Origin of the sequence: Maribacter sp. 1_2014MBL_MicDiv (genome assembly GCF_001865655.1) — a bacterium.
GTDB classification, from domain to species: domain Bacteria; phylum Bacteroidota; class Bacteroidia; order Flavobacteriales; family Flavobacteriaceae; genus Maribacter; species Maribacter dokdonensis.
In genome coordinates, this window is record NZ_CP011318.1 from 26,975 (window position 1) to 51,802 (window position 24,828).

The 24,828-nt window shown below is 35.2% G+C and carries 28 protein-coding genes; 11 read left to right on the forward strand and 17 right to left on the reverse strand.

Features of this window, described 5'->3' with window-relative positions; genetic code table 11:
- Window positions 1-103 precede the first annotated feature (103 nt).
- The 3 genes from rplI to rpsF are packed head-to-tail and all read right to left on the reverse strand — an operon-like array spanning window position 104 to window position 1,214.
- Window positions 104-556, reverse strand: coding sequence for a 50S ribosomal protein L9 (rplI, locus tag YQ22_RS00130; RefSeq protein WP_058103005.1), 453 nt, complete (start codon window positions 554-556; stop codon window positions 104-106).
- Between the two features lie 14 nt (window positions 557-570).
- A complete protein-coding gene (rpsR, locus tag YQ22_RS00135) occupies window positions 571-867 on the reverse strand; it encodes a 30S ribosomal protein S18 (protein WP_027067300.1) in 297 nt (98 codons plus the stop codon).
- Between the two features lie 5 nt (window positions 868-872).
- Window positions 873-1,214, reverse strand: a complete 342-nt coding sequence (rpsF, locus tag YQ22_RS00140; protein ID WP_058103006.1) for a 30S ribosomal protein S6 — start codon at window positions 1,212-1,214, stop codon at window positions 873-875.
- A 231-nt stretch (window positions 1,215-1,445) separates the two neighbouring features.
- On the opposite strand from rpsF, the gene YQ22_RS00145 reads away from it, so the two are divergent.
- Window positions 1,446-2,138: a LytR/AlgR family response regulator transcription factor gene (locus tag YQ22_RS00145; protein WP_058103007.1), complete on the forward strand. Its 693-nt coding sequence runs from the start codon at window positions 1,446-1,448 to the stop codon at window positions 2,136-2,138.
- 52 nt (window positions 2,139-2,190) lie between these two features.
- On the opposite strand, the gene priA is transcribed toward YQ22_RS00145, so the two are convergent.
- From priA to nadC, 4 genes are read right to left on the reverse strand one after another with little or no spacing between them, the layout of a single operon-like run.
- Complete coding sequence (priA, locus tag YQ22_RS00150; RefSeq protein WP_071342433.1) at window positions 2,191-4,647, reverse strand: replication restart helicase PriA; 2,457 nt, start codon at window positions 4,645-4,647, stop codon at window positions 2,191-2,193.
- 2 nt (window positions 4,648-4,649) lie between these two features.
- Window positions 4,650-5,090, reverse strand: a complete 441-nt coding sequence (locus YQ22_RS00155; protein ID WP_058103008.1) for a DUF2147 domain-containing protein — start codon at window positions 5,088-5,090, stop codon at window positions 4,650-4,652.
- Window positions 5,087-6,055 (reverse strand): YihY/virulence factor BrkB family protein, encoded by a 969-nt coding sequence (locus tag YQ22_RS00160; RefSeq protein WP_071339582.1) that lies wholly within the window; start codon window positions 6,053-6,055, stop codon window positions 5,087-5,089. The genes YQ22_RS00155 and YQ22_RS00160 overlap by 4 nt, the downstream gene beginning before the upstream one ends.
- Window positions 6,056-6,913 carry a carboxylating nicotinate-nucleotide diphosphorylase gene (nadC, locus tag YQ22_RS00165; protein WP_071339583.1) on the reverse strand — a complete coding sequence of 286 codons (858 nt, stop codon included), beginning with the start codon at window positions 6,911-6,913 and terminating at the stop codon, window positions 6,056-6,058.
- 65 nt (window positions 6,914-6,978) lie between these two features.
- Here nadC and rlmH point away from each other — a divergent pair, with 65 nt between their 5' ends.
- On the forward strand, window positions 6,979-7,452 hold the full coding sequence (rlmH, locus tag YQ22_RS00170; RefSeq protein WP_058103011.1) for a 23S rRNA (pseudouridine(1915)-N(3))-methyltransferase RlmH: 474 nt from the start codon (window positions 6,979-6,981) through the stop codon (window positions 7,450-7,452).
- A 17-nt stretch (window positions 7,453-7,469) separates the two neighbouring features.
- Here rlmH and YQ22_RS00175 read toward each other — a convergent pair whose 3' ends face one another.
- The 6 genes from YQ22_RS00175 to YQ22_RS00200 all read right to left on the reverse strand — a co-directional run bounded on the left by YQ22_RS00175 (window position 7,470) and on the right by YQ22_RS00200 (window position 13,088).
- Window positions 7,470-8,288 (reverse strand): type IV pili methyl-accepting chemotaxis transducer N-terminal domain-containing protein, encoded by an 819-nt coding sequence (locus YQ22_RS00175; RefSeq protein ID WP_083414151.1) that lies wholly within the window; start codon window positions 8,286-8,288, stop codon window positions 7,470-7,472.
- A 163-nt stretch (window positions 8,289-8,451) separates the two neighbouring features.
- Complete coding sequence (serA, locus tag YQ22_RS00180) at window positions 8,452-10,344, reverse strand: phosphoglycerate dehydrogenase (RefSeq protein WP_071342434.1); 1,893 nt, start codon at window positions 10,342-10,344, stop codon at window positions 8,452-8,454.
- 140 nt (window positions 10,345-10,484) lie between these two features.
- The gene (locus YQ22_RS00185; protein ID WP_232231253.1) at window positions 10,485-11,228 is read right to left on the reverse strand and encodes an alpha/beta fold hydrolase; all 744 of its coding nucleotides are present in this window, start codon (window positions 11,226-11,228) and stop codon (window positions 10,485-10,487) included.
- A gap of 55 nt (window positions 11,229-11,283) precedes the next feature.
- Entirely contained in the window at window positions 11,284-11,979 is a 696-nt protein-coding gene (locus YQ22_RS00190; protein ID WP_071339586.1) for a DUF3307 domain-containing protein, read from the reverse strand.
- A gap of 2 nt (window positions 11,980-11,981) precedes the next feature.
- On the reverse strand, window positions 11,982-12,587 hold the full coding sequence (locus YQ22_RS00195; RefSeq protein WP_058103015.1) for a SatD family protein: 606 nt from the start codon (window positions 12,585-12,587) through the stop codon (window positions 11,982-11,984).
- 99 nt (window positions 12,588-12,686) lie between these two features.
- Window positions 12,687-13,088, reverse strand: a complete 402-nt coding sequence (locus YQ22_RS00200) for a methyltransferase family protein (protein ID WP_232231415.1) — start codon at window positions 13,086-13,088, stop codon at window positions 12,687-12,689.
- 110 nt (window positions 13,089-13,198) lie between these two features.
- Between YQ22_RS00200 and YQ22_RS00205 the strand changes: the two genes are divergently transcribed.
- From YQ22_RS00205 to YQ22_RS00225, 5 genes are all read left to right on the forward strand, one after another.
- Window positions 13,199-13,786, forward strand: a complete 588-nt coding sequence (locus YQ22_RS00205) for a non-canonical purine NTP diphosphatase (protein WP_071342435.1) — start codon at window positions 13,199-13,201, stop codon at window positions 13,784-13,786.
- Complete coding sequence (locus tag YQ22_RS00210; protein ID WP_071339588.1) at window positions 13,773-14,417, forward strand: DUF4337 domain-containing protein; 645 nt, start codon at window positions 13,773-13,775, stop codon at window positions 14,415-14,417. Before YQ22_RS00205 ends, YQ22_RS00210 begins: the two co-directional genes overlap by 14 nt.
- 160 nt (window positions 14,418-14,577) lie before the next feature.
- Window positions 14,578-16,362, forward strand: a complete 1,785-nt coding sequence (locus tag YQ22_RS00215; protein ID WP_058103018.1) for a DEAD/DEAH box helicase — start codon at window positions 14,578-14,580, stop codon at window positions 16,360-16,362.
- Window positions 16,363-16,436: 74 nt separating this feature from the next.
- A complete protein-coding gene (locus tag YQ22_RS00220; RefSeq protein ID WP_058103019.1) occupies window positions 16,437-17,207 on the forward strand; it encodes a carboxypeptidase-like regulatory domain-containing protein in 771 nt (256 codons plus the stop codon).
- A gap of 51 nt (window positions 17,208-17,258) precedes the next feature.
- Window positions 17,259-18,950 carry an alpha-amylase family glycosyl hydrolase gene (locus YQ22_RS00225; RefSeq protein WP_071339589.1) on the forward strand — a complete coding sequence of 564 codons (1,692 nt, stop codon included), beginning with the start codon at window positions 17,259-17,261 and terminating at the stop codon, window positions 18,948-18,950.
- 7 nt (window positions 18,951-18,957) lie between these two features.
- On the opposite strand, the gene YQ22_RS00230 is transcribed toward YQ22_RS00225, so the two are convergent.
- Genes YQ22_RS00230 through YQ22_RS00240 form a run of 3 tightly spaced genes read right to left on the reverse strand, consistent with a single transcriptional unit; the run spans window position 18,958 to window position 20,551 of the window.
- Window positions 18,958-19,323, reverse strand: a complete 366-nt coding sequence (locus YQ22_RS00230) for a VOC family protein (protein ID WP_071339590.1) — start codon at window positions 19,321-19,323, stop codon at window positions 18,958-18,960.
- Window positions 19,320-19,853, reverse strand: coding sequence for an SRPBCC family protein (locus YQ22_RS00235; protein ID WP_071339591.1), 534 nt, complete (start codon window positions 19,851-19,853; stop codon window positions 19,320-19,322). The genes YQ22_RS00230 and YQ22_RS00235 overlap by 4 nt, the downstream gene beginning before the upstream one ends.
- Window positions 19,854-19,882: 29 nt before the next feature.
- Window positions 19,883-20,551 carry a TrmH family RNA methyltransferase gene (locus tag YQ22_RS00240; RefSeq protein WP_071339592.1) on the reverse strand — a complete coding sequence of 223 codons (669 nt, stop codon included), beginning with the start codon at window positions 20,549-20,551 and terminating at the stop codon, window positions 19,883-19,885.
- Window positions 20,552-20,599: 48 nt separating this feature from the next.
- Between YQ22_RS00240 and YQ22_RS00245 the strand changes: the two genes are divergently transcribed.
- The gene (locus YQ22_RS00245; RefSeq protein WP_071339593.1) at window positions 20,600-21,280 is read left to right on the forward strand and encodes an SIR2 family NAD-dependent protein deacylase; all 681 of its coding nucleotides are present in this window, start codon (window positions 20,600-20,602) and stop codon (window positions 21,278-21,280) included.
- On the opposite strand, the gene YQ22_RS00250 is transcribed toward YQ22_RS00245, so the two are convergent.
- Complete coding sequence (locus YQ22_RS00250; protein ID WP_071339594.1) at window positions 21,249-21,722, reverse strand: heme-binding domain-containing protein; 474 nt, start codon at window positions 21,720-21,722, stop codon at window positions 21,249-21,251. The two genes, YQ22_RS00245 and YQ22_RS00250, sit on opposite strands and share 32 nt — an antisense overlap.
- Before the next feature lie 34 nt (window positions 21,723-21,756).
- On the opposite strand from YQ22_RS00250, the gene YQ22_RS00255 reads away from it, so the two are divergent.
- The 3 genes from YQ22_RS00255 (at window position 21,757) to YQ22_RS00265 (ending at window position 24,799) form a co-directional block, all read left to right on the forward strand.
- Entirely contained in the window at window positions 21,757-22,338 is a 582-nt protein-coding gene (locus YQ22_RS00255) for a hypothetical protein (protein ID WP_071339595.1), read from the forward strand.
- Between the two features lie 109 nt (window positions 22,339-22,447).
- The gene (gene purB / locus YQ22_RS00260) at window positions 22,448-23,791 is read left to right on the forward strand and encodes an adenylosuccinate lyase (protein ID WP_071339596.1); all 1,344 of its coding nucleotides are present in this window, start codon (window positions 22,448-22,450) and stop codon (window positions 23,789-23,791) included.
- A 126-nt stretch (window positions 23,792-23,917) separates the two neighbouring features.
- Window positions 23,918-24,799 (forward strand): mechanosensitive ion channel family protein, encoded by an 882-nt coding sequence (locus tag YQ22_RS00265; RefSeq protein WP_058103027.1) that lies wholly within the window; start codon window positions 23,918-23,920, stop codon window positions 24,797-24,799.
- Window positions 24,800-24,828 lie beyond the last annotated feature (29 nt).

Sequence of the window (24,828 nt, forward strand, 5' to 3'; positions counted from 1 at the left end):
GGAATTTTTGGTTTAGAGTTATTTATGAGTTCTTTAACAAAAATACCAAAAAAAAAGAGCTATGCACGCATAGCTCTTTAAAGTTATTAACTTAGAGAGTTAATTATTTCTGCTCGGCAACAACTTCGAAACCAAAATCAACAATTACCTCGCGGTGTAATCTGATTTGAGCATTATAAGGACCGGTTCTTTTAACGGCACCACCTTGTATGCTAATATATTTCTTGTCAATTGCGTGACCTTCTTTTTCAAGAGCACCAGCTAAATCACCATTTGTAACAGAACCGAACAATTTGTCGGCAGCACCTGTTTTAGCGGTAATTTTTAATTCTAAAGCTTTTAATGCCTCTTCAGTTTTCTTAGCTGCATCAATTACTTTTTTCTCTTTATGTGCTCTTTGTTTTAAATTTTCAGCTAAAACTTTTTTAGCTGAAACCGTAGCCATAGTAGCCAAGCCTTGTGGTATAAGGAAATTTCTTCCGTAACCGTTCTTAACATTTACTACGTCGTCTTTAAAACCTAAATTTTGTACGTCTTCTTTTAATATAAGCTCCATGATTCTTTGTCTTATTATTTTAATAAATCAGCAACATATGGCATTAAAGCCAAATGACGAGCTCTTTTTACGGCTTGTGCCACTTTTCTTTGATACTTCAATGAAGTTCCTGTAAGTCTTCTAGGTAACAATTTACCTTGCTCGTTTACCAACTTCAATAAAAAATCAGCATCTTTATAATCTACGTATTTAATACCAGATTTTTTAAAACGACAATACTTTTTCTTAGTGTTGGTCTCAATGTTCAATGGAGTTAGATACCTGATCTCTCCATCTTTCTTTCCTTTTGCCTGTTGTTGTAATGTTGCCATAATACTTAAGCTTTAGCGGTTTTGTTTCTTGTTCTTCTTTTTTCTGCCCATGCAATTGCGTGCTTGTCCAATTTAACGGTCAAGAAACGCATAACACGTTCATCTCTTCTAAATTCCTGCTCGTAAGGTGATACTACCTCACCATCGCTAGTGAATTCAAACAAGTGGTAAAAGCCACTCTTTTTGTTTTGAATAGGATAAGCTAATTTCTTTAGCCCCCAATTCTCTTTAGCTACCATTTTGGCGCCATTGTTAATTAAGAAATCTTCAAATTTCTTAACTGTTTCCTCTATCTGAACATCAGATAGAACGGGATTCAAAATGAAAACAGTTTCGTAATGGTTCATATTATATTTGTTTTTAAGGAGTGCAAAAATAGATATTTTTTTAAAATAAATATAAGAAATGCAAATATTCTTCGTTATTGAATGGTATTAACATTTAAAAATTAAACCAAATCTTAAATATATCATCATTACCAATTACACGATCAACAGCGCATTGTTCACATCTTTTGTTGCAGTTCAGCATGTTTTTTCGGTTCTTTGTCGATGATTTAACCCCACAAATCAACCCTTATGAAGTTAAGAAGTATCATCGTTGACGACTCATCTATGCAAAGGATGGCCGTTGCCAAGTTGGTAAACAATCATCCAAATTTAACTATGGTAGCTGAATATAGTAATGCTATCGAAGCTAAAAATGGAATCAAGAACCATGAGATAGATCTTATATTCCTTGATGTTGAAATGCCAATTATTACAGGATTCGACCTACTCGAGTCACTAGAAAACAGTCCTCAGGTAATTTTAATTACCGGTAAACCTGATTATGCCCTTAAAGCATTTGATTATGATGTAACGGATTATTTACATAAACCGATTACCATGGCACGTTTTGATGCTTCTGTAAAAAGAGCCGTTGCCAATTACGAACAAATGCATAGAGTCAATGAAGACGAAGAGCATATTTTTGTAAAAAGTAACCTCAAGAAGAGAAAGGTCATTTTAAATGATATTAAGTGGATCGAAGCTCTTGGTGACTATATTAAGTTGGTAACAGACGAAGCTAATATTGTAATCTTATCAACAATGAAGTCTTTTGAAAAGCAATTGCCAGAAGATAAGTTTTTAAGAATTCACAAATCATATATCATTAACCTAGAAAAGGTTGAAAAATTCAACAGTAAAAATGTTGAAGTTAGCGGTAGATCAATTCCGTTAAGTAGAAATAAGAAAACAGAACTTGCCGAAGCGCTTAGTAACGTATAATATATGGTATAATTTTACTCTCAAAAAAAGACCGCTGATCAGCGGTTTTTTTTTATATATGGTCTACATTATAAATAACCCGAACACTTCTATACATAGCAACAGATTTAAATGACTTCTCTATTCTTCTAATATTCGCTTTTGTCTGCACCAAAGAATTTGCCTTTTGAACCTTTACTACTATATGCTTTAAGTACTGATTTCTAATTCTTGCTACCGGTGGGTATTCCGGTCCTAATACCGTACCGCCAAAATTGGTACGCAATGCACTTGTAAACCAATCTGCAGCCTCATTAAGCACATTGTAGTTTTTATGCTTGAACGTTACTTTTATAATTCTATTTACGGGCGGGTATTTAAACTGTTCTCGCTCATATAGCTGTTCTTTATACATATTCACGTAATCACCCGTTGTCACCTGTTTTAATATTTGATGGTACGGATTATAGGTTTGTATTAAAACCTTTCCCCTTTTCTTGGTTCGCCCTGCCCTACCCGATACTTGAGTTAACAATTGATAGGTTTTTTCATGCGCTCTATAATCGGGGAAATTCAATAATGAATCTGCATTCATTACCCCAACCAAATTCACATTTCTAAAATCCAGGCCTTTGGTCAGCATTTGGGTACCCACCAAAATATCCAGCTCTTGTTGCTCAAAGGCATTAATTATCTTTTCATAACCATGTTTGCCACGAGTAGTATCCAAATCCATTCTCCCTACCCTGGCCTCTGGAAATAACTCCTTAACTTCCTTTTCTATTTGTTCGGTGCCAAATCCTTTGGTATCCAATTCTGGACTACCACAAGCAAAGCAAGCTTCTGGTAATGCCGTATGATGACCGCAATAATGACAGCGTAATTGGTTCCTATATTGATGATAGGTTAAACTTACATCACAATTTGGACATTGGGGAGAATGACCACATGTTAAACACTCCATCAATGGTGCAAACCCCCTTCTATTTTGAAAAAGTATGATTTGAGAACCCTCCTTTAGGGTTTCTTCCATCTCCAAAAAAAGACGTTCAGAAAAATGTCCTTTCATTTTTCTTTTCCTTTGCGCTTCTTTTATATCAACCAATTCCATATCTGGCATAAGCACATTGCCATAACGCCTGGTAATTTCAGCATAACCATATTTACCGGTTTGGGTATTGTAATAACTCTCTACACTGGGCGTTGCAGAACCCAATAAAATATTCGCTTTATGAAAATGCCCTAAAACAATAGCCGCATCTCTTGCATGATATCTTGGTGCCGGATCAAATTGCTTAAATGAACTCTCATGCTCCTCATCAACTATTATAAGCCCCAACTTACCAAAGGGCAGATACATTGCCGATCTTGCGCCAATTACAAGCTGCGCTTTGGGTTTAGACTGTAATACATTTTGCCAAACCTCTACCCTTTCCTGTACATTATATTTTGAATGATATATGGCTATTTTCTCACCAAAATATTCTTGGAGTCTACTAATTAGTTGAGTAGTTAACGCTATTTCCGGTAACAGATACAATGCTTGCAAGCCTTTTTCCAGACATTCTTCAATCAATTTCACATAAACTTCAGTCTTACCAGAGGAAGTCACACCTTTTAACAACGTAACCTTACCCGCCTCAAAAGAAGATTTGATATCAGCTAAAGCCGCTTCTTGATATTCATTTAAATCTTTAGACTCAGAATTGTCATTTTCCCCTTCATAATTTACTCGGTCGGTCTTAATAAAGTACTCTTCTAAAATCCCCTTATCAACTAATGATTTAATTACCGCTTTTGAAGAATTGCTAGCTTTCTCTAACTCAGAAACCTTAATAGGTTTTTGACTTTTGCCTTGCAATTGAAACAATGACAAAACTACCTGGCTTTGTTTTGGCGCCCTGGTCAATAAATTTAAAAGTTCTTCTAATTTTTGATCGGATGTATGCTCAGCTCCTAATTTAACGTACCTGACTAATTTAGGTTTATATTGCTCATACACCTCTTCTTTCAGTACGATTAAGTTTTTATCTAGTAACCTTTGCAATATGGGCAATACATTTTTACGCTCTATGATTGCCGATACTTCTTGAACCTTTAAAATAGATTGATGCTGAAGTGCCTCGAAAACCAAAAACTCATCATCTAAAAGTTCATTTTCATCAATTTCATATGCGGTATTCCTCAGTATCAAAGTCTCACTTTCCAATAGAAAAGCTCCCGGCAAAGCACTGCGTACTACTTCTCCTAACGTACACATATAGTAGGAAGCTATCCACTCCCAATGTTTTAGTTGAACAGGGCTAACAATTGGATAATCATCTAATATTTCATGAATTTCCTTTGCTTCATATGCCTCTGGTGGATTCTGGTGTACGCTATAGATGATTGCGGTATAAATCTTAGACTTCCCAAAGGGAACCGCCACACGCATACCTGGCTGTAAAACCAATGCTTCTTCATCAGAAATAGCATAAGTAAAACTACGCTCAAAAGGTATTGGCAATATTACATTAACAAAGTTCAACATCACTATCCTTGCACCCGTAACCATGTTTGGGTTCTATAGATAAAAGCCAAATACCCTCTGACCTTTAATTCATCTGGATTATCTGGGTTCAACCATATTTTAAAACGAAAGGTCATTGCTTGTTCTGGATCAAACAATCTTTTTCCCTTCCATTCACCATCATTATTTTTTTCGCCACCAGTAATAATCTCCATTCCTTTTACAGGCTTATCCTTTAAATCCCCATCACATTTATCACAAACCTTATTTTCTTTTCCCTCTTCTAGAATATCAACCACCTTACCATACATTAATCCATCTTTTTCATAGATTTCAATAAGGCCTTTTGGTTTACCCGTACGATCATCTATGGTTTTCCACGTTCCAAATACAGATTGTGCAGAAATACTCATAGAAATAAATAATGTAAAGAAAATGCTTAATTGTACGGTTTTGTCTATCATTCTTTTTTTGTGATTTTACGTAATGTATTGAGTGATGCATTCAACTCAAACCCAAGTAGCAATATATTAGAATTTAACCAGATGTATACCATTAAAATCAATAATCCTCCTAATGCCCCATACAATTCATTGTATCTAGCGAATTTTTCAACATAAATACCAAAGAGATATGATGTAATTAAAAATAATATAGTGGTCATTAATGCCCCTACAGAGAAAAATTTTGCCTGCTTACCCTCTCTGGTTCCAAAATAATACAGAATAGCCGTTGTAAAATATGATAGAATGATAAAGAAAAGCACTTTGGCGATCTGCACCCCTATTACCTCTTCTTCGCCTAAAATATAGCCTCCTTGCTTTGCCGCAAACTCAGATAGGTAGCCAAGCACGTAGAATTCAAAATAAATGAAAGCTACAAAACCTACAATAATTAGGATAGCCAATATTAACCCTACCATTAAAGCATATAGATATTGTCTAAAAAAATGGCGCGTAAGTTCTATATGATATGAAGTTTCAAACCCTCCAAAAATAGAATTCACCCCATTTGCTATTAAAAAAATGGATAACAAAAATGCCGAAGACAATAGACCTCCACGCTTTTGATCTTTAATCTGAGTAAACACTTCTCCAAAATAATCACCTGTTGCACTTGGTAAAAACGACTCTAAGAACAATTGAAACTGAACATCGAAATCACCATGCTCAATACTAATGTACGACACTAAAAACGGCACCAATGTTACCATAAATATAATCAATGGAAACAATGCCATAAATAAACTGAAGGCAATTGCACTGGCTCTTGTAGAGAGTGTACCTTTTAAAACCCCCAAAACATACATTTCTAAAAGGTCGTAAATAGAAAGCCCTTCAAATCCTGGTAACCTGATTTGTTTTAAAAATCTGACCACCCAATTTACAACAGGTATTTTTTCAAGTTTCTCTTCGACCTCTAAAGACATCTACACGGCTTTTAAGCTCAAATCTAAGTTATAAACGGAATGTGTTAACGCTCCTGACGAAATAAAATCTACACCACATTCCGCATATTCACGTATGGTCTTTTCATTAATACCTCCAGAAGACTCGGTCAAACAAGTATCACCAATCAATTGGACCGCTTTACGGGTATCTTCATAATTAAAATTATCTATCAAAATACGATATACACCTTCTGACTGTAGAATCTCTTCAATTTCCCCTAAATCTCTCGCCTCAACAATAATTTTTAAATCGCGACCCGTTTCTTTTAAGTAATTTTTGGTTTTTTCTATTGCCTTTGTAATGCCACCAGCAAAATCAATATGATTATCTTTCAACATGATCATATCATATAAAGCAAACCTATGATTTTCACCACCACCTATTTTCACTGCCCATTTTTCTAAAGCCCGTATACCCGGTGTTGTTTTTCTGGTATCAAGAATTTTTGTGCCCGTACCCTTTAATAAATTGACGAACATATTGGTTTTGGTAGCAATAGCGCTCATTCTTTGCATGGCATTAAGCACAAGACGCTCAGCCTTTAAAATGCTTTGCGAGCTTCCTTCTACATAAAACACAATATCACCATGTTTTACCGGAGAACCATCTTTGATCAATACTTCTATCTTTAAATTGGGATCTACAAAATAAAAAACAAGTTCAGCAAAATCTACTCCGGCAATAATACCTTCATCTTTAACCAGCAATTTTGCCTTGCCAGTTGCACTATCCGGTATACAGGCCAGTGAACTGTGGTCGCCATCACCAACATCTTCACGAATGGCATTTGCTATGATTAATATTATCTCTTCTTTAAACTGGTCTTCTGAAATCATATATTTAAAATCTATTGTATTGCTAATTTACAAATCCATTTGCGAAATTGATTTACTTTTGACATATGACTATAAAACTTTTAGCCATTGGCAAGACCGACAGCGGTCAATTACAAGAGCTTATTGAAGTATATGAAAAGCGATTACAGCATTATGTAAATTTTGAAATAGACATTATACCCGATCTTAAGAAAACCAAAAACTTGTCTGAAGACCAACAAAAAGAAAAAGAAGGTGAGCTTATTCTGAAAAAATTAGCACCTACCGATGTTCTTGTTCTTTTTGATGAAAAAGGAAAACAATTCAGCTCTGTTGAGTTTTCTCAATATCTACAGAAAAAAATGAACTCTGGTATAAAACAGTTGGTCTTTTTAATTGGAGGGCCATATGGATTTAGCAATGCTGTGTACGCCAAGGCATCCGGTAAAATTAGTCTATCAAAAATGACCTTTTCTCACCAAATGGTTCGCCTGTTCATTACCGAGCAAGTATATAGGGCATTTACCATTCTAAAAAATGAACCATATCATCACAGATAATTGTGAATCGCCATTAATCAAGCTTGTTTTTCAAGGGATTTCACCATATTATCTGAAACTCCCTCTAAATCCGTAAGCTCTTCCATTAAATATGAAATTAGCTCTTCTTTATGCGCCGTATTCTTTTCAATTTTTAGCACATGGTTGTAATTTTTGATATTCTTCATGTGCGATTGAAAGGCATGTGTTTGGTGCCAATTAATTTCTTTTAACTTCTGATTTTGAATAGCCATTTTCTTTATGGACGGATTGATAAAGAAAAATATTTCAATAATTAATATGATCAAAGAAAAAACCGCCAACTCCAATTCAATGATCATCAACGTCTTTATATCTTCTTCGGATGCTTTCTGAAATTGACCAACAATGGTATCCATCAAAACCAAAAACTTATCCGTTTCAGCAGACAGTTTTTCCATATCTACAGTCTGCAGTTGATTGAAATCGTCTAAAGTTTCAATGATATAGTTTAAATGCGGCTGCAGAAGATCAAAATTTTTCTGAATTTCCTCATTGTTCAATTCAGGAATGCCTGTAGCCTCATTCCCAATTTGCAAAGCAATATTTGCATTGGCCAATTTATTCATTGCTAAACGCAACTTACTATAATCACATGTGCCATACTTACATTCGTAAACATGTTTCATTATTGATTGCGATAACATTCTTTGCCTACCCGCCTCATTGATCCTAAGAGAGTCTTGACGTTGTCTTGACAAAGAATATTGAATAATTGACTGTATTAATATTGTTAATATTATCACTGTAAAGACCAGTAGATAATAATTATTAAAATTTTTATTAGATTTTAGTTTCGACAAAATCTTTTCAAACATAACTAAAGATATTTCCTACAAAATAACATGTATCTATACCATAACTATTTTATGTAAATAATGTTGTAAAAAATTTGAATAACACAAACAAAAAAAGCGCAAGTAGTTAAACCTGCACTTTTTTATATACTTTTTAAATGTATGAAGCTTTCTCTAGCGAATACTAGTACAACACCCTAAATTTAATAGTGTTCTCTACTTTCTTTAATTCTTTGATCACTTCTTTATTATACTCCTTGTCCAGATCGGTAATTACGTAACCTACCTCATTATCCGTAGAAAGGTATTGACTATTGATATTCAGTTCGTACTGCGCCAAAACCTTATTAATCTTCGCCATGATACCCGGCACATTTTTATGAATATGCAAGAATCTGTGCGATTTGTTTTGCTTTGGCAAACGAATATTAGGGAAGTTTACTGCATCTACAGTATTACCAGAATTAATGTAATCCATGATCTTATTAGGTACAAAATCCGCAATATCCCTTTGGGCTTCTTCTGTACTACCACCTACATGAGGAGTAAGAATTACATTGGGAAAACCTTGTAATTTGGTCTTAAAGTCTCCGTTACTTCTTGGCTCGTCTGGATAAACATCTATAGCCGCACCACCTACTTGACCAGATTTTAAGCTTTCTGCCAACGCATCAATATCAACAACAAACCCACGGGAAAGGTTGATTAGCATGGCTCCTTTTTTCATTTGGTTCAATTCACGCTCACCAATGAAGTTCTTGTTTGCCTTATTGTCGTCTATATGCAAAGTAACAACATCAGAAACACTTAATAAATCCTCTAATGAATTACACTTAACCGCATTACCTAGAGCCAACTTATCATCTACATCATAGTAATAAACGCGCATTCCCATTGCCTCGGCCAATACAGATAATTGCTTACCAATGTTACCGTAACCTACAATACCTAAGTTCTTACCACGAACCTCGCGAGAACCAGCAGCCGTCTTCTGCCATTGACCTTCATGTATTTCCCTGCTACGGTCAAAAACACTTCTCATCAACATGATAATTTCACCTATAGCCAATTCTACTACAGATCTGGTATTGCTATAAGGCGCATTAAATGCAACAACACCTTTTTTCTTGGCAGTTTCAAGATCTATTTGCGTAGTACCTATACAAAAAGCACCAACCACCAATAACTTATCGGCTGCGTCTAAAACAGCTTTTGTTACTTGGGTCTTAGAACGGATACCAAGAACGTGAACGCCCTTTATCTTTTCTATCAGCTCTTCTTCTGGCAAGCTATGCTTGATCAGCTCAACGGAGAAACCGTCTTCTGACAAATTATCAAATGCAGCTGTGTGCACATTTTCTAATAAAAGGACCTTAATCCTATTCTTTGGGTACGAGATATTTCTTGGCAACTTGTTCACAAATAAAAATTCATCTAAACTTGGTGTAACATAATCCGCATTGTTAGCGGCTTTTTCTCTATGCACATTTTCGGTATAAGCAAAAAACTTATCTGCTATACCCGCTTCGCGCATTACATAATCACTATAACCATCTCCAATAACCTGAACTTCTCCGTCCAAATTCATCTGTTTTAGGCAATCAATTTTACCATTATGCTGAGACAGTACATTTTTTTCATCAAAACCTATGATATTACCTTCTTCATCAAATTTAAACGTATTTGCATAAACACGCTCAGAAGGTATATTATATTCTTTTACAATGGGGACTATAAACTCTTTAAAACCACAAGATATTACATAAATATCATCTGCATATTTTTCAAAAAACTCCTTATTGGCCGCAATAGATTTAGAAATTTTATTTCTAAGGTTTTCTACCAAACCATCTAAGTCTTCCTTTTTGGCATGTAACAACTTAATTCGACGCTCTAAAGACTCAGTAAACGAAATATCACCATCTATACCTAAATTGGTGATTTTCTGAATTTCTTGAATAACCTCCTCTTTATTTGATCTTCCCTCTAAAGTCATTTCTGCAAGTACATCTAGAGCCTCTACCCTTGTTAATGTACTATCGAAATCAAAAACATATTTTCTACTTACTTCTACCATCATTTTCTTTTGGTTAGATAGGAATATTAGTTTCTAAAAATAAGAAGCAAAAGTAAAAATTTAATTTATCCTGATATGTGATATTTTGTAAATAAAACAAAAAGGATATGTTATGATGTAAATTAACAATATACCCCCATTTATTCCAAAAACCGAATTATGAAATTTGAAAACGCTGTAGTCTTATATGTGCCATTATGATCACCGGGGACTTTCTCCAATTTACCTTTAACAAAGCTATTTTTTAAGTCTTCTGCACTTCCGTTATCCAAATCGTCCGTGCCGGATATCACCAAAATTTCAATGACCAATTCATTTAGCTCTTTTACAGAAGTTACAGGTTGATATTTTTGTTGTAAATAGAGTGAACGAAAATCAGCATTTATGGACTTTGCATAATCTACCGCGCCTTTGGTGAGTTGGTTCACTTCACCCTTGAAAGCGTTAGCGAACATAATTTTTCTATCCCATTCAGGATTTGTAAAATCTATGCCCATGCCACCTAAAACCGCTTTTTCAATACGATCATCCTCTGTTAATAGTTTCGCTAAAACAATACTTCCTCTTGAATAGCCTACTGCCTTGTATTTTTCAACTTTTAGGTGATTCATTAATAACACCAAATCCTTAATCTCTGCCCCATTCCCATATGCCCCTTCATCTTTAGGTTTATCAGAATCTCCGTTACCTCTTAAATCTGGAATGATCACCCTGTACCCCGTATTGATCAATTGTTGTTTAAGTACAGTATTGTCCCATGATTTTCTAGAATTTAAAAATCCATGTAGCAGCAATATCGGTTCACCATAACCTTCATCTGTATAGGCAATTTTAACTCCATCAAAAGATTCAAATGTGTTTACTTGAGCCGTTGTTTTTTGCATAAACGCAATGACAAGAAGACAGCTTATTAAATGCTTTTTAAACATCGGTGTTTAGTTAAGAAACGTATAGTAAGCCAGCTAAAATTGCTAGACCAAAACTTACTAATGTCCCTATTAAAATATATTCCGTTAGCTTTCTATTGTTTCGCTCCTTTAAATCATTAAACCTAAAAACAGATTTAGCGGCTATTAATAAGCCGATAACTTCCCACCTACCAATTACTATAAAGATCAACACAAACAGTCTTTCAATAATTCCAATATACTTACCGGCATTTGGTAAAGATTTATGATCAGTTTCAATTTGGTTGGACATGCCTTCTAAAATCTTTCCCATTATTATTGAAGCCGGAAATGTCACAAATACTATTGCCGTAATTAAATACCAATCTAAATTTTCAAAAAGAGCCAAGGTATGCGCATACAGATCAGCATAAAAAGCACAACAGTAAAGCACTATAATATGTAATGCCTGGTCTATAAAAAATGGAATACTTTTATTCTTGAACATGTCATTGGCATATAACTTCAACAAGTCGATTATAAAATGTAGTACCGCTACCGTAGCCGCTATTTTCCAAAGTGACAAATTCCACAACACCAGCATATACAAAACAAAATGTAAAAGCACATGCAAATACAAAAACTTAGATGTTATTTTATTGGATTGTTTATGGAGTACCCATCTTGTAGGCTGTAAAATAAAGTCTCCGACCAAGTGGGCCAGTAGTAATTTAATAAAAATCAACATATTTATTCAGTGGTAATTAATTCTTTGTAATATGCCAAGACTTCTAAAACCAAGTCTAACCTTGCCCTTTTTAACCTTTGGCTTACTGCCGATTGCTTTATACCTAACATTTGTGCCACCTCTTTTTGTGAAGAATGCGGATTATCGAGTACTAAGGTGACAATTTCTGCGGAAACCACACTCCAATCATCCATAAAGTCTAAGGCCAAGCGCAACATTAAATTTAACGTTCTATCATTTTTAGCATCACCGGTAGCTATGCTTAGGTTTACCTTACTTTCTTTAAGTGTTTCAAAATTTCTTCCCGATCTTTGGTATGCCGGACCGTTAGATTCCGTTACTCCTGTACCAATATATGTTTCTAGGCCAATACCTATACCCATTCTTACATCTAAACCTTTTATGGTTTTAAGCATAGATTTAATACGTATTGCCGTGAATAAAGCATTCTTTTCAGTGACCTTTAGCTGAAATTCGTCTCCGCGATAAATCTCCCAATTCATTGGCGATTCGCCAAATTGGTTGAAATAATTCTTCAACATACCAATCCATTCAGAACTAGGATGATTTTCAGAATTAATTATATCGCCAGTAATTATAGCTATCATGATTATTAGTTAAAATGCTAATATATTAAATTATAAGCTAATTAATTAATATTTGCTGTTATTAGGTAATTCAGTAATCCAAATACAGGAATAACTCCCTCATAACCAACGCCTTGTTAAGATACAATAATCTTTGAAGGAATGCCCAAATTTGTTCAAGAGAATTTGTTCTTCGGGAATAATTTGAAAACGATTCATATAGGCTACAAAACCAGCAGCAACCAACGTATTAAAAGCATTGCCCAAAAATATACCCAATGCCAATAAAATCAGTAACAAGGCCAAATACATTGGATTTCTAGAAAATTTAAATACTCCGCTAATTACCAAACTTTGTGCCTTATCAGGTTTTGTTGGGTCTACCGTGGTTATTGCCAATCTAAATTGTATCAGTGCCAAAAGGGCAATTACCATACCTATACCCACTAAAAACTTAGCCAACATTAGTCTACCAAAGAAATCAAAATAGCCAATAGGCAATACTAAATCCAACAAATACATTATTGAACCAAAACATAAAAAAACAATTACCGGCGGCACTTTTAATTCCATTTTATAAAATTACTACTTTTGATACTGAAAATTATCATACTAGATTTCAAATTGTTCCCATGAAGCTTGTTTTTGCCACCCACAACCCTAACAAATTAAAAGAAGTTCAACAGATGGTGCCCGATCATATTGAACTCATTAATTTAGAAACCATAGGTTGTACGACCAACATACTAGAAACCGCCAATACATTAGAAGGTAATGCAAAAATCAAAGCAGACTTTGTAACCAATACGTACCAATTATTTTGTTTTGCAGATGATACGGGACTACTTGTAGAGGCCCTTAACGGTGAACCAGGTGTTTATTCCGCTCGCTATGCCAGCGAACAAAATGATGCTGATGCCAACATGAACAAATTACTAGATAATTTGAAAAATGAACAAAACCGTACCGCCCATTTCAAGACGGTAATAGCTTTAAACCTAAATGGTAAAACCCATATATTTGAAGGCAAAATAGAAGGTGTAATTACAGAAAACAAACGAGGTCATAACGGTTTTGGCTATGACCCCATTTTTCAACCCAATGGATATGATAAAACCTTTGCAGAATTGCCTTTATCCATTAAGAACAACATAAGCCATAGAGCAAAGGCATTTAAAAAATTGATAGATTATTTAAACACTACACATGTTACAGGGTAAAAACAATAAAGAAACAGTAGAAGTATCGGTTGCATCTGAACGTGCAGAAGCTATTGGTGGTGTACTAATTGCTTTGTTTGCTGCCCTAATGGCCATATCACAAATGGTGAACGGCGAGCTAGAGGAAGAAATGATGATCGCCCATAACAATGTAGTGAGCTATTCTAGCTGGTATCAATCTAAAAGCATTAAAGAAAGTTTAAAAGAAAGTGAGCTAGATTATTTGCATGCCCTAATTGAAAGTGGCATTGTTTCTGGTGACAAAACCAACTTAATTGAACAAAAAATTTCTGTAGTCGAAAAAAAAATAGAAAAGTATGACGCTGAAAAAACTGAGATTCTTTTAGGTTCATCACAAGTAGGAAAAGAAAATTGGGTACAGGACATTGAAGGTGAAATGGGTAAAATAACCGGAGTAAAAGAATGGGAACAATTGACCCAAACCTATGACTACGCTACCAAGAAATTTGATTATGCCCTTCTATTCTTTCAAATATGTATAGTACTTGGCGCCGTATGTATCATCATTTATGATAGCCCCGCACTGCAAAAAGGGTTAATTGTACTTATGATCATCTTCGGTATAATTGGCACTTTTCTTTCCATTTATGGGTATACTTTGGCTCCATAACATAACTTTTCAATTAAATTATACTGAACCAAATATTAGCAGTACCTTTGCCGCTTAATTAACGCCGCTGGTATAGCATGTGTTGCGCTGAGTCTAAATAGGTTATAAACGATAATCGCTCTATGCAACATTCATATTTGCGATTTAGTATAACATATTTATGACAAAGTTTGAAGCACTGGGACTAGAAAAGTCCTTATTAGATGCTATTACTGATATGGGTTTTGAAACCCCATCAGAAGTACAAGAAAAAGCAATCCCAATTTTATTGGAAAGTGAAACCGACCTAGTTGCCCTTGCGCAAACAGGTACCGGTAAAACAGCCGCTTTTGGTTTTCCATTAATTCAAAAAATAGATAGTGACAGTAGAACCACACAAGGTTTAATACTTTCACCTACTCGTGAGCTTTGCTTACAGATCACCAAAGAAATGCAAGCGTATTCTAAATACGAGCGCAATATTAATGTAGTTGCCATTTATGGTGGTGCTAGCATTACAGAACAAGCAAGACAAATAAAAAGGGGTGCTCAAATTATCGTAGCTACACCCGGTAGAATGAAAGATATGATCAGCAGACGCCTTGTTGACATATCTAAAATTGACTACTGTGTACTTGATGAGGCAGATGAAATGTTGAACATGGGCTTTATGGAAGATATCAAAGATATTCTTTCCGGTACACCTAACGACAAATCTACTTGGTTGTTCTCTGCAACAATGCCAAGAGAAGTGGCAACCATTGCCAAAAAATTTATGCACTCTCCTCAAGAGATTACGGTAGGTGCTAAAAATTCTGGTGCTTCAACGGTACAACATGAATATTATGTTGTTGGCGGTAGAGATCGTTACCCTGCACTTAAAAGATTGGCAGATACGAATCCTGATATATTTTCGGTTGTTTTCTGTAGAACAAAACGTGATACTCAAAAAGTAGCTGAGAAATTAATCGAAGATGGTTACAATGCAGGTGCACTACACGGAGATCTAAGCCAAAACCAAAGAGATTTGGTAATGAACTCTTTCCGTAAAAAACAAATTCAGATGTTGGTAGCTACAGACGTTGCTGCCCGTGGTATAGATGTTGATGACATTACACATGTTATCAATTACCAATTACCAGACGAAATTGAAACGTATACGCACCGTAGCGGTAGAACCGGTAGAGCAGGTAAATCCGGTATCTCTATGGTTATTGTTACACGTAGCGAGCAACGTAAGATCCGTGCTATTGAAAATAAGATCAACCAGAAATTCATATCCAAAAAAATTCCTACGGGAATGGAAATCTGTGAGATTCAATTATATCACTTAGCAAATAAAATTAAGGACACTAAAGTTAATGACGAAGTAGACACCTACTTGCCCGCAATTAACGATGTTCTTGAAGGTATAGACCGTGAAGAATTGATCAAGAAAATTGTATCTGTAGAATTCACAAGATTCTTCAATTACTATAACAAATCTAAAGATTTAAACTCTTCTGACAGTGGTAGAGATCGTGATAACGGCAAAGCAGAAATACCAACTAGTGGTTCTGTTCGTTATTTCGTGAACGTTGGTGAAAGAGATGGTTACGATTGGATGTCTTTAAAAGACTTCATTAGAGATACCGTTGGTCTAGGTCAAGAAGATGTATTTAAGGTTGATGTTAAGGAGAGTTTTTCTTTCTTCAACACTGAAGCAGAAGTTACTCAACAAATTTTAGACAAGTTTACAGACTTTAAAGTTGACGGACGTTTTGTTAACGTAGAGGTATCCAAAAACCCAGGCGGTGGCGGTGGCGGCCGACGCAGAAGCGGCGGCGGTGGCGGCTTCAAAGGCAAGAGAAATGCTAGAAAAGATGGTGGTTCCCAGTCTAAAGGAAGAAGAAGAGACAGAAGTGAATCTAGCGCTCCAAACTCCGGAAAACGAAGAAGCAACAAAAGAAAAGGTAATTTCTTTTAGTTAATTGTATATTAAAAATACGCTTCGGCGTATTTTTTTTATTTTGTTTGCAACTTAAATTACGCTTTAGTACAATGAAATATTTTTTATCGATCGCACTTATTGTCATTTCATTTTTGGGTTATTCGCAAGATACCAATGAAAGCCAACGTCTTAGTGCTGTCGTAAAAAATGCCCAAACAGATGAACTTCTTGAAAGTGTTCACGTTGTTAATCTAAATCAAGTATTTGGCACAATAACCAATGACAAAGGTGAATTTTCAATTACTGCCGCTGTAAACGATACTTTATATTTTTCTTTTCTTGGTTTTAAATCTCAAAAAATTAGGGTAACGAACGATATGTTCAAATTTGAGAATACAGAAATTGCCTTAACAGAGCTGGCCTATGCATTGGAAGAGGTCATTGTTAGACCTTATCAGCTTACCGGGTATTTAGAAATTGACGTTAAAAACCTTCCTATCAATAATGCCTACCAATACAGCATATCTGGTTTAGGGGTAAGTTATGAAGGTGGTAACAAAAACCCTAGTGCCGTTACAAAAGTTTTGGGGGCAATACTAAACCCTGCAGATCTTCTACGGAATTTATTCGGGAAAAAACCTGCGCAAATGCGAAAGCTTAGACAAATGCGTGAAGATGATGACATACGTAATCTATTAGCTTCAAAATTTGATAGAGAAACACTTACAGAATTTCTTCAACTGGAAAAAGTAGATATTCAGGATATCCTTAACAATTGTAATTATTCCAAATCATTTATTACCACAGCCAATGACCTTCAGATACTTGACGCCATTAGCAGCTGTTACGAGGAGTATAAAGTTCTTAACAGAAAGAAATAATATTTTTTAATACGAAATCCTTGTTATAGCTTTAATGCAAATAACAGGAAAATGAAAAACGTATTCTTTCTAGGACTATTCACACTTATCTTAATTTCTTGCCAATCTAACAACAAACAAAAGTTAGAAAGCAGTACCAATATCCAAGATGTTGTACACCAACCTAAGAAGAACCCAAATTTTCAATGGGAAGCTGCCACCGTTTATTTTCTATTGACAGATAGGTTTAATAATGGGAACCCTAACAACGATATCAATTTTGACCGTGATGAGGAAACCGGAAAACTGAGAGGTTTTCTAGGTGGCGACATACAAGGTATTACCCAGAAAATTAATGAAGGTTATTTTTCAGACCTAGGGGTCAATGCCATATGGTTTACTCCTGTTGTGGAACAAATTCATGGCGCTACGGACGAAGGTACCGGTAATACCTATGGCTACCATGGTTATTGGGCAAAAGACTGGACGGCGCTAGACCCTAACTTTGGAACCGATAAAGACTTAGAGACCTTAATAAAGACCGCCCACGAAAACGGAATTAGAATTTTGTTGGATGTTGTTTTAAATCACACTGGTCCTGTTACCAATGAAGATCCAGTATGGCCAGAAGAATGGGTACGCACCTCGCCCACTTGCGAATTTACTACCTATGAGAATACTACCGCTTGTACCTTGGTTGCAAACCTTACTGACATACGAACGGAATCTGATGCTGCCGTAAATTTACCTGATGCCTTACTTGCCAAATGGAAATCAGAAGGAAGATTAAGCGAAGAACTTGATGAACTTGAATTGTTTTTTGATCGGACAGGCTACCCAAGAGCCCCTCGTTTTTATATTATTAAATGGCTTACGGACTACGTTAACAAATACGGAGTAGATGGATTCAGGGTAGACACGGTTAAGCATGCCAATGAAAATTCTTGGGCAGAACTATATAAAGAAGCTGCTGCCGCTTTTGAACTATGGAAAAAGAAAAACCAAGATAAGGTATTGGACAACAATCCTTTTTATATGGTTGGCGAAGTGTACAACTATGGCGTTTCTGGCGGACAAGAATTTGATTTAGGCGATAAAAAAGTCAATTACTTTGAAAACGGATTCAAAAGTCTTATCAATTTTGAATTAAAGACCGATGCCGAAAAAGATTATGAAACCATTTTTACGAAATACAGCAAATTACTACACACCAAGTTTAAAGAAAAGAGTGTATTAAACTACTTAACCTCTCATGATGATGGTCAGCCATTTGATAAAGATAGAAAAGACTCAAAAAGAGCTGCAAACGTGCTGTTACTTACCCCTGGCGCTTCACAAATATACTACGGAGATGAAACAGCCCGTAGCTTAACCATAGAAGGCACGGAAGGCGACGCTACCTTACGTTCTTTCATGAATTGGAACGAGTTAGATAGTTTACCCAAAACCAAAGAAATTTTGGCGCACTGGCAAAAATTAGGAACGTTCCGAAATGACCACCCCTCAATTGGTGCAGGTATTCATAAAAGAATTACAAAATCTCCCTATGTTTTTAGCAGATACTTTGCTAAAGAAGAATTTGTGGATAAGGTTGTGATCGCCTTAGATGCTCCTAAAGGCAAAAAAGAAATATCGGTCAAAGGTATTTTTGGCGACGGCACAAAATTGTACGATCGCTATTCTGAAACAGAAGTTGTTGTAGAAAACAACAAGGTAATTCTAAATAATGAAAATGATGTAGTATTACTGGAGCTGCTCAAGTAAGCTTAATTTAGCTATTAGAGTGCAACGCTATTCTATTACCTTCGGTATCCCTTAAAAGACCCATAAATCCATGCCCTTCACCAATTTCGGTTTTGGGCTGTAATACTTGTCCGCCTGATTTTTCAACTTTATCTAGCACAACGGCTAAATCATCACATGCAAAGTAAACCATGGCACCGTGTGTCATACTAGGTACATATTGTTCATGTTCTACCAAAGCACCACTAGATTGCCCCATACTTTGCTTATCTGGGAACAACCCCATTACAAATTCGCCAAATTCGTTCACCGTAATTGTAATTCCAAATATGTCTTCGTAAAACTTTTGTGCTCTCTGCATACGCTGCACTGGAATTTCAAACCAAGAAATCATATATCACTATTTAAGTTGTTCTTTAAATTTTGCAGTCCTTGCTCAAAATCTTTACCTACCATTTTATCCATGGACATGAAGAGCATCATAATACTCATGGGAAATTTGTTTTTACCTGAAAAGCCCCAGGTAACCTTACTTTTAGTTCCATCTACAGCATCTAAATTCATATAGCAATCAGATTGTGATTTATATGGTTTAAAAAAGCGTAGATCCTGCTCTATTCTTTCCCCTTCCTTTATTTTTGTAATCTCTTGCTCACCTTCGCCTACATCTTTATTACCGTTCCAGTGGCTAATTGCACCTATTTCACCATCTACTCCAGTAAATGTCAGTTCCATATTTGGGTCTTTTTTGGCCCAAGGTGACCATTCTTGTTGTTTTTTTAAAAATTTTAAGTGCGGCCAAACTTTAACAGGGTCATGGTCTAAAATTATACTTCTAGAAACATGATAGGTTTTAGGGGCAATCAAGGCTAGTAGAATAACCAAAGCCACTAACACTCCAAGAATAATTAATGCGGTATACATATTTTTTTAAATTGTTGTTGACCAACAAGTTAATCTTTTTTTTTATTATCTGACTTGTACCTTTTTAAAATTTCATCTATACTTTTGATTGATTTTTTTGTCCAATCTAATCGTCTTTCCCACAACTCATCTTCCGTCAGTTGCCAATCTATATTAGAAGATTTTAGCTGCGTAGTTACATGTTGCAAAATAATTGCGGCCGATACTGATATATTTAAGCTTTCAGTAAAACCAACCATCGGTATTTTTAAAGAAGCGTCTGAATTCTCAAGAACATAATCACTAAGACCATTTTTTTCGGTTCCAAAAAACAATGCTGTTTTGCCATTTAATTTAAAATCTTGTAACAATGAGCTATCTGCATGCGGACTAGTGGCTACAATCTTGTAACCTTTATTTTTTAATGTATCAATAGCTTCTTTTGAGTTCTGATATCTTTTGATATCTACCCATTTTTGTGCCCCCATGGCAATTTCCTCATCTAATCTCTTACCATATTTGCCTTCTATCAAATGAGCGGTTTGTACACCAAAAGACTCACAACTTCTAACAACCGCACTTGTGTTGTGCATTTGATATACATCTTCAACAGCAACAGTGATATAATTGGTACGTTGCCTCAGAATTTCTGTAAACCTTTCTTTTCTGTTTTCTGAAATAAACTCTTCTAAATAGTTTAAAAGCTCCATATCTATCATGCAACCAAGATAAGAAAAGTATATTTTTAAGCTTAATTTCAAATGATCATGAAAAATATAGTGGTTTTAACAGGTGCAGGAATTTCAGCAGAAAGCGGATTGAAAACTTTTAGAGATTCCAATGGTCTATGGGAAGGTCATGATGTTATGGAAGTTGCTACCCCAGAAGGCTTTCAAAGAAACCCTGAATTGGTTTTAGAATTTTATAACCAACGAAGAAGACAACTGTTGACCGTTGAACCTAATAGTGCGCATAAAGCATTGGCTGATTTAGAGTCTCACTTTAACGTCAATATAGTTACTCAAAATGTAGATGACCTTCATGAGCGCGCAGGTAGCTCAAATGTACTTCACCTACATGGCGAACTTTTAAAGGCTAGAAGTGTAAATTTTGAAAATGAAATTTTAGATTGCAAGAATGATATTTTATTGGGAGACACTTGTATAAATGGTTATCAGCTTAGACCACACATTGTTTGGTTTGGCGAAGCTGTACCACTTTTAGATAAGGCAATTGAAATTACCAAAAATGCAGATTATTTAATAATTATAGGAACTTCAATGCAAGTTTATCCTGCAGCCAGTCTAATTGACTTTGTAAGACCAAGCACTCCTGTATTTTTTATAGACCCAAAACCCGCATTGGCGACTAAAAACAATGTTACGACAATTGCGGATACCGCTGTTAATGGTGTTCCTACTTTGGTTGCTTCCCTAATTGATAGATAATTCTTGTTTGCTTTACCCACTCAACAAGATCATTGACTTGACCTTCGGTTAGTTTTGCATCGCCATGAGTGTAAGTGTATTCCAATAACGGCATTTTACCTTCTACTACTTCCTCTTCTATCTCTTCTAATAAATGATCTTTTTTATCCAAGGAATATTTCTCCCATTCAGAAAAATTTAAATGTTCCTTACCTTCATTAACATGGTTTGCCATCCAATATGAAATTGGCGCTATATTATTGTACCAAGGGTATTCCGTGTTATTACTATGACAGTCATAACAAGAGTTCTCAAAAATATTCTGAAGTTCTGGCGTTGGGTTCGTTTCCGTTATAAAAATTTTGGTATGGTTGCCTGGAGATACATTTTTGGTAGGACTAAAAAATTGCATGGCTATAAATACGACCACTACAAGTAAGCTAATTCTTTTTAGTAATTTCATATTTGGGGGAAATAAGTAATAAAGATACAATTTTATGAATAAGATAGAGCTGTGTGAAGCACTGAATTATGTTACCGCTTTAAGGGAAAAACGGAGTAAAATGGCTTCTATTATACTAGCAGACCCTAAATTAGTTCCTATTCTGATTTCAATCATAAAAGATGACATCAACCCGGTATCCTGTAAAGCCAGCTGGATTTTAGAATACGTCGCCAACAAAGACATAAAACCAATTTTAATTTACATCAATGATTTCATTACTATACTTAACAGTATTTCACTGGAATCATCAATAAGACCTGCCGCTAAAATTTGTGAACTGTTAGTATTGAACGAATTTTCAGAAAAAAATAAAATATGTGATCCAAAATTAAATAATGAACATTTAAATGCCATCACGGAAGCTGCATTTGATTGGCTGATGGGAGAACATAAAATTGCTCCTAAGGCTTATTCCATCACCATTCTTTTATGGCTTGGTTTTAAAATTGATTGGATTCACCCTGAGTTAATTCCCATTTTAAAACAGAATTACGAAGATGGAAGTGCCGCTTATAAAGCAAGGGCCAGGCAAACACTTAAAATTCTGGAAAAAAAGTCTTCTAACAAAGATTAAGTTACAAACCTTAAAAATGATGCCGATACATCTATAACTATTAGCATTTATGGTTTTAAACTTTAATTCGAATAGGTATATTTGCCCCTTAATAATTTAACCATTGTTTATGTCTCTCAACGCATTAAGTGCCATTTCTCCAATTGACGGTCGTTATAGTTCTAAAACCAATTCTTTATCTGCATATTTTTCAGAAGAAGCGTTGATAAAATATAGGGTAAGAGTTGAAATAGAGTATTTTATCGCTCTATGTGAAATTCCACTTCCGCAACTATCTTCCTTTGATTCTTCAAAGTTTAAAACACTTAGAAAAATATATACGGATTTTACAACTGCCGATGCGCAGGAAATAAAAGAAATAGAGAAAACAACAAATCATGATGTAAAGGCGGTTGAGTACTTTATCAAAAAAGCCTTTGACAATTTAGGGATATCAGAATTTAAAGAATTCATTCACTTTGGACTGACTTCGCAAGACATAAACAATACTGCAATACCGCTTTCCATTAAAGAAGCAATGAACAATGTTTTTGTTCCTCAATACTTTCAACTTGTAGAAAAATTGGAAGAATTGACCAAAGAATGGTCAGATATACCAATGCTTGCAAGAACACATGGGCAGCCAGCATCCCCTACTCGTTTAGGGAAAGAAATAATGGTTTTTGTAACCCGTTTAAAAGAACAGTTTAATTTATTGAACGATATACCTAGTGCCGCCAAATTTGGAGGTGCTACCGGTAATTTCAATGCACATTTAGTGGCATATCCTTCTATTGACTGGAAAGCATTCGGTCAAAAATTCGTTCAAGAGAAATTAGGATTACAACATTCGTTCCCTACAACACAGATAGAACATTATGACCATATGGCCGCCTTGTTCGATACCCTAAAGCGCATTAATACTATTATTTTAGACTTAGATAGAGATTTTTGGACCTATGTCTCCATGGATTACTTTAAACAGAAAATTAAAGCGGGCGAAGTGGGCTCCTCTGCTATGCCACATAAAGTAAACCCTATAGATTTTGAAAACTCCGAAGGTAATCTTGGTATTGCCAATGCCCTATTTGAGCATTTATCGGCTAAACTACCAGTATCTAGACTTCAAAGAGATTTAACCGATAGTACCGTATTAAGAAACGTAGGCGTTCCTTTTGCGCATACAATCATCGCTTTTCAATCTACTTTAAAAGGCTTGAACAAATTACTTTTGAATAAGGAAAAATTTGAACAGGATTTAGAGAACAATTGGGCGGTAGTTGCTGAGGCCATTCAAACGATTTTAAGACGTGAAAATTACCCTAATCCGTACGAAGCCTTAAAGGGTCTAACACGTACCAATGAAAAAATAAATAGAGATTCCATTGCAAATTTTATAGACACTTTAGAGGTTTCTGACAGTATTAAGAATGAATTAAAGCAAATTTCACCCAGTAATTATACCGGCATTTAAGCCAATTTTAATGCATTAAAATTTTTCTTTAATTCAAAGACTTCATATCGCCCGTTTTGGGCGATTTGCATTTTAGATTGTGATTCGTATCCTATATATTTCTTACGAACACAAATCTAAAATTGTATGCAAACAAATTTCTCAGTTGAAGAATCCATAAGTAATTTATGGGATAAATTAGATGGATGGCTAGAATCCATCATTTTAAAATTACCAAATTTCGCCATGGCTGTTTTGGTAATGTTCTTATTTTATTTTCTAGCAAGAGGAATACGGAAATTACTTAAGAAGACCATACTAAGAAAAATATCACAAGTTTCTATTCAAGAAATTATAGCCAAAGTAGTTTTTGTTGTCATTATTTTAATAGGTTTCTTTATAGCCCTTGGGGTTTTGGACTTAGATAAGGTTTTAACAAGTATTTTAGCAGGTGCAGGTGTAGTTGGTTTAGCAATTGGTTTAGCTCTACAAGGTACCTTGAGCAATACCTTTGGCGGACTCATACTCTCGTTCATGCCACAGCTAAAAATAAATGACTTTATTACGGCAGATGGTGTATCTGGTTTTGTTACGGAAATTAGCTTACGAAACATTATTCTAAAAAAACCCGACAATAATGTAGTAGTGATACCAAATTCCAAATTTATAGATGGATCGTTCACCAATTATTCTATGAACAATAGAAATAGAATATTTGTAAACTGTGGTGTTGGCTATGAAAGCGACTTACAAATGGTAGAAGACCTAACCGTAAAAATTATCAGCGACAACTTTCAACAAAACGACGGTGAAGATGTAGAATTCTTTTTTACGGAATTTGGAGATAGTTCCATCAATTTTATGGTGCGCTTTTGGGCAGACTGTGTAAATGTAAAACAGGAACATGCAGCAAGACACAAAGCCATTAAAATAATTAAGAAACATTTTGACGAACGCGACATCAACATTCCGTTCCCGATCAGAACCTTGGATTTTGGAAAAAATAATCTACAAATTGCAAAAGATTAAATGAATTAAGATAAGGCTCAAAGTATTTT